Source organism: Dyella lipolytica, assembly GCF_030160075.1.
In the GTDB taxonomy this organism is placed as follows: domain Bacteria; phylum Pseudomonadota; class Gammaproteobacteria; order Xanthomonadales; family Rhodanobacteraceae; genus Dyella_B; species Dyella_B lipolytica.
Map to the genome: position 1 here is coordinate 295,449 of NZ_BSNQ01000003.1, position 14,460 is coordinate 309,908.

12 protein-coding genes and 1 tRNA gene are annotated in these 14,460 nt (G+C 60.5%); all 13 read left to right on the forward strand.

What is annotated here, in order from left to right; translation table 11 throughout:
* Nucleotides 1-3: 3 nt before the first annotated feature.
* The 13 genes from nuoH (at nt 4) to truB (ending at nt 14,404) form a co-directional block, all read left to right on the forward strand.
* Nucleotides 4-1,032, forward strand: coding sequence for an NADH-quinone oxidoreductase subunit NuoH (gene nuoH, locus QQL64_RS02925; RefSeq protein WP_115476771.1), 1,029 nt, complete (start codon nt 4-6; stop codon nt 1,030-1,032).
* A gap of 8 nt (nt 1,033-1,040) precedes the next feature.
* Nucleotides 1,041-1,532, forward strand: coding sequence for an NADH-quinone oxidoreductase subunit NuoI (gene nuoI / locus QQL64_RS02930; protein WP_115476770.1), 492 nt, complete (start codon nt 1,041-1,043; stop codon nt 1,530-1,532).
* A 12-nt stretch (nt 1,533-1,544) separates the two neighbouring features.
* On the forward strand, nt 1,545-2,210 hold the full coding sequence (locus QQL64_RS02935; RefSeq protein WP_284395789.1) for an NADH-quinone oxidoreductase subunit J: 666 nt from the start codon (nt 1,545-1,547) through the stop codon (nt 2,208-2,210).
* Nucleotides 2,207-2,512, forward strand: coding sequence for an NADH-quinone oxidoreductase subunit NuoK (gene nuoK, locus QQL64_RS02940; RefSeq protein ID WP_284395791.1), 306 nt, complete (start codon nt 2,207-2,209; stop codon nt 2,510-2,512). The genes QQL64_RS02935 and nuoK overlap by 4 nt, the downstream gene beginning before the upstream one ends.
* A gap of 4 nt (nt 2,513-2,516) precedes the next feature.
* Entirely contained in the window at nt 2,517-4,565 is a 2,049-nt protein-coding gene (gene nuoL / locus QQL64_RS02945) for an NADH-quinone oxidoreductase subunit L (protein ID WP_284395793.1), read from the forward strand.
* Nucleotides 4,566-4,579: 14 nt separating this feature from the next.
* Nucleotides 4,580-6,088: an NADH-quinone oxidoreductase subunit M gene (locus tag QQL64_RS02950; protein ID WP_284395795.1), complete on the forward strand. Its 1,509-nt coding sequence runs from the start codon at nt 4,580-4,582 to the stop codon at nt 6,086-6,088.
* A gap of 12 nt (nt 6,089-6,100) precedes the next feature.
* Complete coding sequence (gene nuoN, locus QQL64_RS02955) at nt 6,101-7,540, forward strand: NADH-quinone oxidoreductase subunit NuoN (protein ID WP_284395797.1); 1,440 nt, start codon at nt 6,101-6,103, stop codon at nt 7,538-7,540.
* A gap of 87 nt (nt 7,541-7,627) precedes the next feature.
* Nucleotides 7,628-7,704: transfer RNA gene (locus tag QQL64_RS02960), tRNA-Met, on the forward strand.
* Nucleotides 7,705-7,892: 188 nt separating this feature from the next.
* Complete coding sequence (locus QQL64_RS02965; RefSeq protein WP_284395799.1) at nt 7,893-8,411, forward strand: ribosome maturation factor RimP; 519 nt, start codon at nt 7,893-7,895, stop codon at nt 8,409-8,411.
* Nucleotides 8,412-8,458: 47 nt separating this feature from the next.
* Entirely contained in the window at nt 8,459-9,964 is a 1,506-nt protein-coding gene (nusA, locus tag QQL64_RS02970; protein ID WP_284395800.1) for a transcription termination factor NusA, read from the forward strand.
* 125 nt (nt 9,965-10,089) lie between these two features.
* Nucleotides 10,090-12,882 carry a translation initiation factor IF-2 gene (infB, locus tag QQL64_RS02975; protein ID WP_284395802.1) on the forward strand — a complete coding sequence of 931 codons (2,793 nt, stop codon included), beginning with the start codon at nt 10,090-10,092 and terminating at the stop codon, nt 12,880-12,882.
* A 178-nt stretch (nt 12,883-13,060) separates the two neighbouring features.
* Nucleotides 13,061-13,435: a 30S ribosome-binding factor RbfA gene (rbfA, locus tag QQL64_RS02980; protein WP_284395804.1), complete on the forward strand. Its 375-nt coding sequence runs from the start codon at nt 13,061-13,063 to the stop codon at nt 13,433-13,435.
* Between the two features lie 27 nt (nt 13,436-13,462).
* A complete protein-coding gene (gene truB / locus QQL64_RS02985; RefSeq protein ID WP_284395805.1) occupies nt 13,463-14,404 on the forward strand; it encodes a tRNA pseudouridine(55) synthase TruB in 942 nt (313 codons plus the stop codon).
* The last annotated feature ends 56 nt before the right edge of the window (nt 14,405-14,460 follow it).

A 14,460-nucleotide genomic window follows, 5' to 3' on the forward strand; every position in this document is an offset into this window, starting at 1 on the left:
ACCATGGGCGATCAGATTCTCCATCAGCTAATCATTCCCATATTGCTGGTCGTGGCGGTCGTTCTTCCGCTCACTCTCACGGTGGCGCTGTACGTGTACTGGGAGCGCAAGGTCCTGGGCTGGATGCACGTGCGCATGGGGCCCAACCAGATCGGTCCGTTGGGCTTGCTGCAAGCCTTCGCCGACGTGGTGAAGCTGATTTGCAAAGAAGTGATCCTGCCCACCAATGCCAACAAGTTCCTGTACTACACGGCACCGTTGCTGGCATTGATTCCGGCGTTGGCAGCATGGGCGGTGATACCTTTCGGTGCGCGCTTTGCTTTGTCCAACGCCAACGCGGGTTTGCTCTATCTGCTCGCCATGACCTCGCTAGGTGTGTACGGCATCATCCTCGCTGGTTGGGCCTCCAACTCGCGCTATGCGCTACTGGGTGCGATGCGTTCGGCGGCGCAGGTGATCTCCTACGAACTGGCGATGGGTCTGTGCCTGGTCTGTGTGCTGGTGCTGGCGGGCAGCCTCAACCTCACTGACATCGTCAATGCACAGGCCGGTCATAAGGGCATCCTGGACTGGTTCATGTGGCCGTTGCTGCCGGTGTTCGTGGTCTATTTCGTCTCGGGCGTGGCCGAAACCAATCGTGCGCCCTTCGACGTAGCGGAAGGCGAATCGGAAATCGTCGCCGGTTTCCACGTGGAATATTCGGGCTCGACATTCGCGCTGTTCTTCCTGGCCGAATACGCCAACATGATCCTGGTGAGCTTCCTGGCTTCGCTCCTGTTCATGGGCGGCTGGTTGAGTCCGTTCCCGGAAAGCGTGCCGGTGCTTGGGCACACCAGTTTCATCTGGCTATTGGCGAAGGCGTTCTTCTTCGCGTTCCTGTTCCTCTGGTTCCGCGCCACTTTCCCGCGCTATCGCTATGACCAGATCATGCGTCTGGGTTGGAAGGTATTCATTCCCATCGCCATCGTGTGGGTGTTCGTCGCCGGCTGCATGAAGTACTACGGCTGGGTTCACATCGGCACGGGGGGCTAAAGAAAGCCATGTCTCGCATTACCAACTATTTCAAAAGCCTGCTGCTCATCGAATTGCTCAAGGGCATGGTGCTGACCTGGAAGTATCTGTTCAGCCCCAAGTACACGATGCGCTATCCGATGGAGCATATCCCCAAGTCCAACCGCTTCCGCGGTCTGCACGCGCTGCGCCGTTACGCCAATGGTGAAGAGCGTTGCATCGCGTGCAAACTCTGCGAGGCGGTGTGCCCGGCGTTGGCGATCACGATCGATTCTGCGCCGCGCGCCAGTGACGGTCAGCGCCGTACCACTCGTTACGACATCGACCTGTTCAAGTGCATCTACTGTGGCTTCTGCGAAGAAAGCTGTCCGGTGGACTCGATCGTCGAGACGCATGTGCACGAATACCACTTCGAGCACCGTGGCGAGAATGTGGTGAACAAGCTGCAGTTACTGGCCATCGGCGACCGCTTCGAAGCCGATATCGCCGCGGCCCGTGCGCAAGACGCGGCCTATCGTTGAGGACGGGACATCATGATTGATCCGCAAATGTTCCAACTCGTCTGTTTCTATGCGTTCGCTGCGGTGACCGTGATCGCGGCGCTGTCGGTGATCACGCTGCGCAACTCGGTGCACGCGGTGCTGGCCCTTGTGCTCACCTTCTTCAGCACGGCCTGCATCTGGATGCTGGCGGAGGCCGAGTTCCTCGCCATTGCACTCATCGTGGTGTACGTCGGTGCGGTGATGGTGCTGTTCCTGTTCGTGGTGATGATGCTGGACATCGACCAAGAGAAACTGCGCGAAGGTTTCGTAAAGTTCCTGCCGGTCGGCCTGGTCGTCGCGGTCGTGATGCTGGTGGAAATGCTAGGTCTGATCGGTGTGCGCGTGATGCATGCCCAGACGATGGGCGTGAACCCGGCCACCGCCGCGGGCATGTCCAATACCGCGTGGCTGGGTATGGCGCTGTACACGCAGTACCTGCTGCCGTTCGAAGTGGCCGCGCTGATCCTTACCGTGGGCGTGATCGCCGCCGTGGCGCTTACCTTGCGCCAGCGCACCGGCGTGCGTCATCAGCAGGCTAGCGAACAGGTTGCTGTGAATGCGCGCGACCGCGTCCGTATCGTGAAGATGGCAGCGGAGCGCCCAATCGTCGGCGAGCCAGGTAGCCAGTCCGCACCGGCCGAGGAGCCCAAGCCATGATTACGCTTTCGCATTACATCGTGCTCGGCGCGATCCTGTTCTGCATCTCGGTGGCTGGACTGTTCATCAATCGCAAGAACGTGATCGTACTGCTGATGGCGATCGAGTTGATGCTGCTCGCCGTCAATATCAACTTCGTGGCCTTCTCGCGTTTCAATCATGACGTGGCGGGACAGGTCTTCGTTTTCTTCATCCTTACCGTGGCCGCGGCGGAATCCGCCATCGGCCTGGCGATCCTGGTCTTGCTGTTCCGTAACCGCAGCACGGTCAACATCGCCGAAATCGACAGCATGAAGGGTTGAGCACATGGAACTTTCCACCTCCATACTGTTGACTATCGCACTGGCGCCGCTGGTCGGTTGTTTGCTCGCCGGGTTTCTCGGCAAGCAGATCGGCAGGGTCGGCGCGCACAGCGTCACCATTCTGGGTCTGCTGATTTCCTGCGGCCTATCGTTCTACGTGCTGTACCAGATCACGATGGGCGGTGCGCCGGTCTACAACCACAATATCTACACGTGGTTCGAGATCGGCAAATACACCGCCACCGTTGGTTTCCTGATCGATCGCCTTACCGCCATGATGATGGTGGTGGTCACGTTCGTGTCGCTGCTGGTGCACGTGTACACCATTGGCTACATGGCCGATGACGACGGATACCAGCGTTTCTTCAGCTACATCTCGCTGTTCACCTTCTCGATGTTGATGCTCGTGATGAGCAATAACTTCCTGCAGCTGTTCTTCGGCTGGGAAGCGGTGGGCCTGGTGTCGTATCTGCTGATCGGCTTCTGGTACAAGCGTCCGACCGCGATCTTCGCCAACCTCAAGGCGTTTATCGTCAACCGCGTGGGCGACTTCGGTTTCCTGCTCGGTATCGCCGCGATCCTGTATTTCCTGGGGACGCTGGATTACGCCACGGCGTTTTCCACCGCTCCGACGCTGGTCGGCAAGACGCTAACGCTGACCCAGAGCATCCACTGGGATGCGGCAACGGTGATCTGCATCTTGTTGTTCATCGGTGCGATGGGTAAATCGGCGCAGGTGCCGCTGCATGTGTGGCTGCCCGATTCGATGGAAGGCCCGACCCCGATCTCCGCGCTGATCCACGCCGCGACGATGGTGACCGCCGGCATCTTCATGGTGGCGCGCATGTCGCCGCTGTATGAGCTGTCGGATTCCGCGCTCAGCTTTGTGTTGGTGATCGGTGCCACCGGCGCGTTGTTCACCGGCCTGATCGGCATCGTGCAGAACGATATCAAGCGCGTGGTGGCGTATTCGACGCTGTCGCAGCTCGGCTACATGACGGTGGCGCTCGGCGTGTCGGCTTATGCCGGAGCGGTGTTCCACCTGATGACCCACGCGTTTTTCAAGGCGCTGCTGTTCCTCGGCGCCGGTTCGGTGATCATCGCCATGCACCATGAGCAGGACATGCGTTACATGGGCGGCCTGCGCAAGTACATGCCGATCACCTGGATCACGATGTGGATCGGTGCGTTGGCCTTGTGCGGTGTGCCGTTCTTTGCGGGGTTCTATTCGAAGGACTCGATCATCGACGCGGTGCATGATTCGCATCGCTGGGGCTCGGGTTACGCGTACTTCTGCGTCATGGCCGGTGCCTTCGTGACCGCTACGTATACGTTCCGCCAGATGTACATGACCTTCCATGGCAAGGAACGCTTCAAAGTGATCGAGCACCACGGCCACGATCATCACGACGCGCATGGCGCCGATGATCATCATGATGATCACGGTCATCTCGAGCCCGGTGTGCTGCATCATGCACCCAAGGAATCGCCGTGGGTGGTGACGTTGCCGCTGATCCTGTTGGCCATTCCGTCGCTATTGGTGGGTTACTTCACGGTCCAGCCGGTGCTGTTCGGCGGCTGGTTCGGAGGTGCCGTGCATGTGAACGAAGCGAACAACGTACTGGGCGAGATAGGGAAGGAGTTTCACGGCTCGCTGGCGATGGCGCTTAACGGCTTCACGCAGTTGCCATTCATCCTGATCGTGCTCGCATTCATCATCACGACCTACATTTACCTGTTCAACCCAGCCATGGCCGGCAAGATCAAGAACGCGCTAAAGCCGCTGTGGACGATTCTCGACCGTAAGTACTGGGTTGACGACATCTACTTTGCGATCTTTGCGCGCGGCGGCGTCATGTTGGGCCGCATGTTCTGGAAGGGCGGCGATGCCGCCGTGATCGACGGTGTGCTGATCGACGGTTCGGCGAGCCTGGTCCAACGCATTGCCTCCGGCATGCGTCGTGTCCAGTCCGGTTATCTGTACCACTACGCCTTTGCGATGATTCTCGGCCTGATCCTGCTGCTTGGCGGGTATTGGCTGATCGGGCAATAAGGGAAGCGAGCTCCATGTTCAATCATCTGCTCAGCCTGCTGATCTGGCTGCCCATCGCAGGCGCGGTGCCTGTCCTGCTGGCCGGCTCCAGTCGTCCCAATACAGCCCGTTGGCTGGCCTTGTTGATGGCGGTGCTTACTTTCGCCGTCAGCCTGTACCTCATCCCGCAGTACCACGCGGATGCGGGCGGCATGCAGCTGGCCGAAAGCCATCTGTGGATTGCCGCACTGAACGTGCATTACAGCCTGGCCGTCGACGGTATTTCGGTCGCACTGATCCTGCTGACCACGTTCGTGGGCATCCTGGTCATCGTGGGTGCCTGGGAGGTGATCCAGGACAATCCGCATCAGTACATGGCCGCGATGCTGGTGCTCGAAGGCCTAATGATCGGCGTGTTCTGCGCCACCGATGCCTTGCTGTTCTACGTGTTCTTCGAGGCGATGCTGATCCCGATGTTTATTCTCATCGGTATCTGGGGTGGTCCGCGTCGCGTCTACGCCACGCTGAAGTTCTTCATTTATACCTTCCTCGGCTCGATCTTCATGTTGATCGGCCTGATCTACCTGTACCTGAAGGCAGGCACGTTCGATTTGCACACGCTGGCGGCCTTGCCCTTGACGCTGAAAGAGCAGAGCTGGTTGTTCTTCGCCTTCCTGATTGCGTTTGCGGTGAAGGTGCCGATGGTGCCGGTGCATACGTGGTTGCCGGATGCGCACGTGGAAGCACCCACCGGTGGTTCCGTGGTACTGGCGGCGGTGATGCTGAAGATCGGCGGATACGGTTTCCTGCGTTTCAGTTTGCCGATCGTGCCGGACGCGTCGATGCAATTTGCGTGGGTAGTGATCCTGCTCAGCCTGATCGCCGTGGTCTACATCGGCTATGTGGCGCTGGTGCAGGACGACATGAAGAAGCTGGTGGCGTATTCGTCTGTGGCACACATGGGTTTCGTGACGCTGGGCGTGTTCATCGCCTTCATGCTGGTGCGCGAGCAGGGCAATACCGATGCCGCACGGCTGGGCATGCAGGGTGCGATGGTGCAGATGATCTCGCACGGTTTTATCTCGGGCGCGATGTTCTCGTGCATCGGCGTGTTGTATGACCGCCTGCATACTCGCTCGATCAAGGACTACGGCGGCGTGATCAATGTGATGCCGTGGTTCGGTTTCTTCTATGTGCTGTTCGCGATGGCCAACTGCGGTTTGCCGGGCACCAGCGGTTTCGTGGGTGAATTCATGGTGATCCTGGCCAGCTTCAGTGCCAATCCATGGATTGCACTGTTTGCCGCCTTCACCCTGATCATCGGCGCCGCTTACACGTTGTGGCTGGTCAAGCGAGTGCTGTGGGGCGAGGTGACCAACCCCCATGTGGCAGAAATGAAAGACATCAACGGACGCGAAACCCTTGTGCTGGGTGCGTTCGCCGCATTGGTGCTTATTGTCGGCGTCTGGCCCGAGCCGCTGATCCATCTGATGGACAGTTCGGTGACACAACTGGTCCAAGTGTTGGCCATTCACAAGGTCTGATCGAGAGCGCCCATGCCGAATTTCAATGACATTCTTATCATGCTGCCGGAGTTTTTTCTGGTTGCCGCGGCGTGCGTCATTTTGGTGGCCGATGCTTTCATGAAGCCTGCCGAGCGCCCCTTCCTGCACTGGATTTCCATCGCGGTGCTGGTCGTGACCATCTACCTGGTGGTGCGTGGGCAGCCGAGCGGTTCGGTCACCGCATTCAACGGCATGTTTATCCGCGATGGCGTGGCTGAGATCCTCAAGGTATTTGCCTTGCTGAGCACGATCCTGGTGTTCATCTACGCGCGTCCATACCTGGTCGATCGCAAGCTGTTCGTGGGCGAGTTCTATACGCTGATGATCTTTGCGATTATCGGAGTGATGCTGCTGGTCTCGGCCGGCAACCTGATCATGATCTACCTGGGACTGGAGCTGCTGACGCTCTCGTCTTACGCACTGGTTGCTCTTAACCGCGATTCAAAACTTTCTTCCGAAGCTGCGATCAAGTATTTCGTGCTCGGTGCGCTCGCCTCGGGCATGCTGCTCTACGGCATGTCGATGCTCTACGGTGCTACCGGTACCTTGGATTTGGCGCATCTGCATGATGCGATCCCGCAAAGCACGATGCCGCACCTGCTGGTGTTCGGCCTGATCTTCATGATCATCGGCATTGCGTTCAAGCTGGGTGCTGCGCCGTTCCATATGTGGATTCCGGACGTCTATCAAGGCTCGCCCACGGCCGTTACGGTGTTCATCGGTTCGGCGCCGAAGCTGGCTGCATTCGGCATGGCGTTCCGTTTGCTCGAATCCGGCATGGGCGATCTTTCCCAGCATTGGCAATTGATGTTGGCGGTGTTGGCGGTGTTGTCGCTAGCTATCGGTAATCTGGTCGCTATCGTGCAGAGCAATCTCAAACGCTTGCTCGCCTATTCGACTATTTCCCATATGGGCTACCTGCTGCTGGGTCTGGTCAACGCAGGGCCGGAAGGCTATGCCGCGGCGATGTTCTATGCGATCAGCTATGCGTTGATGTCGACCGCGGCCTTCGGCGTGATTCTTGCGCTGAGCCGTGCGGGCTTCGAGTGCGAAGAGATCGAAGACTTCAAGGGTCTCAATCAGCGTGCGCCGTGGATGGCGTTCCTCATGATGCTGTCGTTGTTCTCGCTGGCTGGTGTGCCGCCGCTGTTCGGCTTCTTCGCCAAGCTGCTGGTACTGCAGGCCGCGATCCACGCGGGCATGATGTGGTTGGCCATCGTCGGTGCAGTGTTCGCGATCATCGGGCTCTACTACTACTTGCATGTCGTGAAGGTGATGTACTTCGACAAGCCGGTTGCTGGTACCGAAGTTCGTCTTCAACCCGATTTCACATTGCGCGTGGCTTTATCGCTGAATGCACTGGCGTTGCTCGCACTGGGTCTTTACTGGGGTCCGCTGCTAGGTTGGTGCAAGCAGGCTTTTGCAGGTTGAGAAGTGTGTTTCGCTCGCACGGAGCGAGAAATAACGAGTTTAGGCTTGCAAGAATCCGGCCATCTCGCTAATATTCTCGGACTCTGATGCGGGGTGGAGCAGTCTGGCAGCTCGTCGGGCTCATAACCCGAAGGTCGCAGGTTCGAATCCTGCCCCCGCTACCAGATCTTTCTTGGACAAGAAAGCCTCCTCGTGAGGCTTTTTTGTTGGGCGCAAGGATTGCGGTGCATTTTGTCTGGCTTTTTTTGCTATGACGGGTGCGCGGAAAGAGCCTGGAAGAGTCGGGACATCGGCGAGATAAGGGAATGGGCCGCTTGAGCCCATTTTTTGTTTCTGGCGACGGTAGACGGATATGGACACGCAAGTTCTGGCACAACGCTTCACCGATGTACTGGCGGATCTCCAGCTGGAATGCCTTGGTGTGGAATTCACTCCATCGCAGGGGCAGAGTACGCTGCGCGTCTACTTGAATGCCGAAGGGCGCGAGGTCAACCTCGATGACTGCGAGGCGGCCAGCCGCGAGCTTTCGGCTTTGTTGGACGTCGAGGATCCCATTCCCGGCCATTACGTGCTGGAAGTGTCATCGCCGGGCATCGATCGTCCGCTGTTTACCGCCGATCAGTTCGCGAAAGTGGTCGGTCAGGAAGTGAAAGTGCTGTTGAAGGCACCGCTCGAAGGTCGCCGTCGGTTGCGCGGCAAGGTGGTATCGGTGGAAGGCAGCCAGATCGCGCTGGAAGCTGAAGGCAAGGTTTTTCAATTCGAGCACGATGCGGTGGAAAGCGCGCGCATCGTGCCGGACTGGGTGGCGCTCGGTTACGTGCCGCAGCCCAAGCCCGGCGGTCGCAAGCCGGGTAAGAAAGAGTCGAAATAATTCAATCTGTCGAAGGAACGCCGGACGGCGTTCACGGAGTGGTTGCAATGAGCAAAGAACTTTTGCTGGTGGTTGATGCAGTTGCCAACGAAAAAGGTGTGCCGCGTGACGTGATCTTCCTGGCCATGGAAGCTGCGTTGGCGTCGGCCGCGAAAAAGCGCTATCCGGACGAAGATCCGGATATTCGCGTCAGCATCGATCGCAACTCGGGCGACTACGAAACCTTCCGTCGCTGGGAAGTGATCGCCGACGACGGAGAGATGGAGTCGCCGTTCCGCCAGTTGCGCCTGATGGATGCCGTAGACGAGCGTGCAGACGCCGCCATCGGTGAATTCATCGAGCAGCAGATCGAGAACGCCGAATTCGGCCGTATCGCCGCCCAGGCCGCCAAACAGGTGATCGTGCAGCGCGTGCGCGAGGCCGAGCGCCAGCAGGTGGTCGATGCGTTCAAGGATCGCGTCGGCGAGCTGGTCACCGGCATCGTCAAGCGCGTCGAGCGCGGCAATGTCTATCTCGATCTCGGCGGCAATGCGGAAGCTTTCATTCCGCGCGACAAGACGATTCCGCGCGAATCGCATCGCGTCGGCGACCGCGTGCGCGGCTATCTGCAGGAAGTGCGCTCCGAAGTGCGCGGCCCGCAGTTGTTCGTGTCGCGCGCCGCACCGGAATTCATGATCGAGCTGTTCAAGCTCGAAGTGCCGGAAGTGGGCCAGGGTCTGGTCGAGATCAAGGGCTGCGCCCGCGATCCCGGCGACCGCGCCAAGATCGCCGTGGTGGCGCATGACAGCCGCACCGATCCTATCGGCGCGTGCATCGGTATGCGCGGCTCGCGCGTGCAGGCTGTGTCCAACGAGCTCAACGGCGAGCGCGTGGACATCATCCTGTGGCACGAGAACCAGGCCCAGTACGTAATTAACGCCATGGCGCCGGCCGAAGTGCAGTCCATCATCATGGATGAAGACAAGCACTCCATGGATATCGCTGTGGCCGAGGACAAGCTCTCGCAGGCCATCGGCCGCGGCGGCCAGAACGTGCGCCTTGCCAGTAAGCTCACGGGCTGGCAGCTCAACGTGATGACTCAGGACCAGGTCGCCGCCAAGAGCGAGGCCGAACAGGAATCTGCCCGCCAGCTGTTCATGGACAAGCTGGAAGTGGACCAGGAAATCGCCAACATCCTCGTGCAGGAAGGTTTCTCCAGCGTCGAGGAAATCGCCTATGTACCGAGCGCCGAGCTGCTGGCCATCGAAGGCTTCGACGAGGATATCGTCGAGGAACTGCGTGCCCGTGCCCGCGACTCGTTGCTGACTGAGGCGCTGGCCGTCGAAGAAAACATCGACGAACACCAGCCGTCGCAGGAATTGCTTGAACTGCAAGGCATGGATGAATCGACGGCGTATGCGCTCGCCGAGCGCGGCGTTGTCACCGTGGACGATCTGGCCGACCTCGCGGTCGACGACCTGATCGATATCGAAGGCATGGACGAAGATCGGGCTGCGGCACTCATCATGGCGGCACGTGCGCCGATGATTGCTCGACTGGAGAAGGGCGGCTAACCGCGAGCGGCCGCGCCCTGGATGGGCGCGCCGGGAGACCTACTGGGTCTCCGCCAAGGATGGAGGTGACCGTACAAAAACTTTTGTACGGACGATAAGCGCGGGAACGGCGGAGAAAGAACACGATGTCGGACGTCACAATCAAACAACTCGCCCAGGTATTGGGCCTGCCGGTCGACAAGCTGCTAACCCAGCTTGGCGAAGCGGGCATGAAATTCTCCGATCCGGAGCAGGTCATCAGCAGCACCGAAAAGGTGAAGCTGTTGGGTTTCCTGCGCCGTACACACGGCAAGGCCGATGTGGCCCCCGAAGCAGAAGACTCTGCTCCCCGGCAGATCACCCTCAAGCGTCGCAAGATCAGCGAGCTCAAGGTCGCCACACCTGGCGGTCGCGGCACGCAGAGCAGCGCTAAGACGGTCAACGTGGAAGTGCGCGCCAAGCGCACCTACGTCAAGCGTAGCGTGATTGCCGAGGAAGCCAGTGCGGAGCCGGAGCGCGAGGATGCGCTGCGCAAACTGCACGAATCGCAACAGCAGCGCGAGCACGAAGAAAACGAACGCGTCGATGTAGAGCGTCGGCGCCAGGACGAGGCGCGCGAGCGTGCCGAAGAGGCCGCCCGTCGCGAAGCCGAAGCAGAGCGTGCGCGCATCGAGGCGCAGGCCGCTGCCGAAGCGCAGGCTGCTGAGCCTGAAGCCGAAGAACACGTTGCTGACGAAGAGCTTGCCGGCCCGATCGCAGCCGAAGCCGTTGAGCAAGGCGAAACGGCCGCGCCGGAATCACCGTCGGTACAGCGCATCGATCAAAAGTCGCTGGGCATGATCCTTCCCCGCATCCACGAACCGCGCAAGCGCGAAAAGAAGCCGGTGGTCGTGGCGGCGGCGCCGGCTCCTGCGCCCGCACCGACGCCTGCGCCGAGCGCGGGCGATGCTGGTCGTGGCGGCAAGGCGCGTCACGGCGGTGGCGGTGGCCGTGACCGTGATGAAGGGCCGGGCGGCAAGCGTTTCGCCGCGGGCGAATTGCATCTGTCCGAAGCTGATCGCGCTCGTCGTTCCAATAAGCGAGGCAAATCTGGCAAGGGTGCCGTGCGCGAAGTTTCGCGCGGCGGTGCTCCGGCGGCAGGCGGTGCGCATGCCTTCTCGCGTCCGACCGCACCGGTCGTGCGCGAAGTCGTCGTGGGCGATGCCAACGTCGTTGCCGAGCTCGCGCAGAAGATGGCGGTCAAGGGTTCCGAGGTGGTCAAGGCGCTGTTCAAGATGGGCGTGATGGCGACCATCAACCAGACCATCGACCACGACACCGCCGTGCTGGTGGTGGAAGAGCTCGGCCACACGCCGGTCGACGCCAACCAGAACGACGCCGAATCCGCCCTGGCCGCGCACACGCAGAATGCGGAACTCGACGGCGAGCGCTCCACGCGTCCGCCAGTGGTCACCATCATGGGCCACGTCGATCACGGTAAGACTTCGCTACTCGACTACATCCGTCGCACCAAGGTTGCTTCGGGTGAAGCGGGTGGCATTACCCAGCACATCGGTGCGTATCACGTGGAAACGCCCAAGGGCGTGATCACCTTCCTCGACACCCCTGGCCACGCCGCCTTTACATCGATGCGCGCACGCGGTGCGCAGTCCACGGATATCGTGGTGCTGGTGGTGGCTGCCGACGACGGCGTCATGCCGCAGACGATCGAGGCTGTGCAGCATGCGCGTGCCGCCAAGGTGCCGCTGATCGTCGCGATCAACAAGATGGACAAGTCCGATGCGAATCCGGACCACGTCAAGCAGGGCCTCGGCAATCTCGAAGTGATTCCGGAAGAATGGGGTGGCGACACACCGTTCGTGCCGGTATCGGCGAAGACGGGCATGGGTATCGACGACCTGCTCGACGCCATCTCGGTGCAGGCCGAGGTGATGGAGCTGACCGCGGTGCATGACGGCCCGGCCTCTGGTGTGGTGATCGAATCCAGCCTGGATCGCGGTCGCGGCCCAGTGGCGACGGTGCTGGTGCAGCAGGGCACGCTCAAGCGCGGCGACTTCGTCGTGTGCGGCATCGAATATGGCCGTATGCGCGCGCTGGTCGACGAGACCGGCAAGACCGTGCAGGAAGCGGGTCCGTCGATTCCTGTGCAGGTGCTGGGTCTTTCCGGCGTGCCGGAAGCGGGCGATGACTTTGTCGCCGTGGCCGACGAGCGTCTGGCGCGCGAAGTGGCAGCGGAACGTCAGCTCAAGCGCCGCGAGACGCGCATGGTCAGCAAGGCCAACCGCCTCGAAGACATCATGGCGCAGATGGGGCAGGCGACCGAACAGCAAACGCTCAACATTCTCGTCAAGGCAGACGTGCAGGGTTCGGTGCAGGCGTTGCGCGAATCGCTCAGTCAGATCGGTAACGAGAACGTGAAGGTGAACGTGATCGCAGCCGGTGTCGGCGGCATCACCGAATCCGACGCCACGTTGGCGGCCGCATCGAAGGCGTTGGTCATCGGCTTCAACGTGCGTGCGGATGCCTCCGCGCGCAAGGTGATCGAAACCTCGGGTCTGGACGTACGCTACTTCTCGATCATCTATGACGTGATCGATCAGGTGAAACAGGCAGCATCCGGTTTGCTCGGCGTGGAAGTGCGCGAGGAAATCATCGGCGTGGCTCAAGTGCGCGATGTGTTCCGCAGCTCCAAGTTCGGCGCGGTCGCCGGCTGTATGGTCACGGAAGGTACGGTCAAGCGCAGCAAGCCGATCCGCGTGCTGCGTAACAACACGGTGATCTTCCAGGGCGAACTCGAGTCGCTGCGCCGCTTCAAGGACCTGGTCGACGAAGTGCGTAACGGCATGGAATGCGGTATCGCCGTGAAACAGTACAACGACGTGAAAGTGGGTGATCAGATCGAGTGCTTCGAACGCATCGAAGTCGCCCGCACGCTGTAAAAACCATCGAACCCTCTCCCGTCGGGAGAGGGTTCAGGTGTAGGGTTGATCTTGCCTCAGGCTTTATGAAAGGCGGAGCAAGCACTGCCCTCACTCATCGTCTTTCCCAGCGGGAAAATGGTGAGCAGGTCACCGTCGCTACGCGGTGTCGTATCGTTATCAAATAGGAGCGGCTGCCATGCCCTCACGCGACTTCAAACGCACAGACCGCGTCGGCGCCGAACTTCGCCGTGAGATCGGCACGCTGGTTCACGGAGCAGTGCGCGATCACGGCCTGCCGTCGGTCAGCGTGTCGGATGTGGAAGTAACACGCGATCTTGATTGGGCCACGGTGTGGGTCACCGCCTTGTTGCCTGCGCAATCCAAAGAGGCAGTGAAGGCGCTGAACCAATTGGCCGTTGAATTTCGCCGCACACTGTCGCGCCAAATGCGCTTGCGACGGGTGCCCGAATTGCGTTTCAAATACGACGATTCGGTAGACAAGGGCGAGCGCATCGAGCATCTGCTGCGCCAGGACTCCGTGGACGCTTCGTCGGATGATGGCGAAAGCTGAGTTTACGAACCGGTTTCACCCGTCACCATGAGTCGTCGTCGCCATCGTCCCGGTGCCCGTGACCTGCACGGCATCCTGTTGCTCGACAAGCCGCTGGGCATGAGCTCCAACAAGGGGCTGCAGATGGCGCTGGCCATCCTGCGCGCGGCCAAAGGCGGCCACACCGGCGCCCTCGATCCGCTCGCCACGGGCCTATTGCCGCTGTGCTTTGGCGAGGCGACCAAGATCGCCGGCAATCTCCTGGGATCGCGCAAGGCTTACGTTGCCGAATGCCGGCTCGGCGCCACCACCACGACCGCGGACCTCGAGGGCCAGATCATCGACCAGCGACCGATACCGCCTCTGGATGATGCCGCGATCGAGGCTGCGCTCGCCGCTTTTCGCGGGCGCATTGTTCAGGTACCACCGGTGTATTCGGCCCTGAAACAGGACGGTGAGCCGCTTTACCTCAAGGCGCGCCGGGGCGAAGCCGTTCAGGCTCCGCCGCGCGAGGTCGAGATCGATCGGTTGGAACTCGTCTCGCGCACCGCGGACATCCTCACGCTGCACGTGGAATGCGGTTCCGGAACGTACATCCGCAGTCTGGCGGTCGATTTGGGCGAGCGATTGGGCTGTGGTGCACACGTGATCGCGCTGCGGCGACTATGGGTGGATCCATTCCGGGAGCCGGTAATGGTGAGCCTGGACCAGCTCCGCGAGGCGGCAGAGCAGGGCGAAGAGACGGTGGATCGGCTGGTATTGCCGCTTTCGGCAGGGGTGGCGGACCTTCCCGCGCTGCATTTCGACGCCGAATCCAGCCAGGCTGTCTCACAGGGCCGTCAGATCGACTGGCCCGCCGAGGCCCGGCATGAGCGATCCGCCGCATTCGGCAACGATGGGCGTCTACTGGCCCTGGTCGATTGCGATGAGCTGAACCGGGTACGCATTCTACGAGGCTTCAATCTGCCTATTTCACCCGTGGGGGCTTAATGCGCAAGGCCATGCCCTTGTTGCAATGCGGTCCGGCTCGGTACAATAACCCACTT

Excerpts from the sequence above, each read along its gene's own strand:
- nuoL (WP_284395793.1), top strand. The coding sequence starts at position 2,517 with ATGGAACTTTCCACCTCCATACTGTTGACTATCGCACTGGCGCCGCTG.
- nuoH (WP_115476771.1), top strand. The coding sequence starts at position 4 with ATGGGCGATCAGATTCTCCATCAGCTAATCATTCCCATATTGCTGGTC.
- nuoI (WP_115476770.1), top strand. The coding sequence starts at position 1,041 with ATGTCTCGCATTACCAACTATTTCAAAAGCCTGCTGCTCATCGAATTG.
- QQL64_RS02950 (WP_284395795.1), top strand. The coding sequence starts at position 4,580 with ATGTTCAATCATCTGCTCAGCCTGCTGATCTGGCTGCCCATCGCAGGC.
- nuoK (WP_284395791.1), top strand. The coding sequence starts at position 2,207 with ATGATTACGCTTTCGCATTACATCGTGCTCGGCGCGATCCTGTTCTGC.
- QQL64_RS02935 (WP_284395789.1), top strand. The coding sequence starts at position 1,545 with ATGATTGATCCGCAAATGTTCCAACTCGTCTGTTTCTATGCGTTCGCT.
- truB (WP_284395805.1), top strand. The coding sequence starts at position 13,463 with ATGAGTCGTCGTCGCCATCGTCCCGGTGCCCGTGACCTGCACGGCATC.
- QQL64_RS02965 (WP_284395799.1), top strand. The coding sequence starts at position 7,893 with ATGGACACGCAAGTTCTGGCACAACGCTTCACCGATGTACTGGCGGAT.
- rbfA (WP_284395804.1), top strand. The coding sequence starts at position 13,061 with ATGCCCTCACGCGACTTCAAACGCACAGACCGCGTCGGCGCCGAACTT.
- nusA (WP_284395800.1), top strand. The coding sequence starts at position 8,459 with ATGAGCAAAGAACTTTTGCTGGTGGTTGATGCAGTTGCCAACGAAAAA.
- nuoN (WP_284395797.1), top strand. The coding sequence starts at position 6,101 with ATGCCGAATTTCAATGACATTCTTATCATGCTGCCGGAGTTTTTTCTG.
- infB (WP_284395802.1), top strand. The coding sequence starts at position 10,090 with ATGTCGGACGTCACAATCAAACAACTCGCCCAGGTATTGGGCCTGCCG.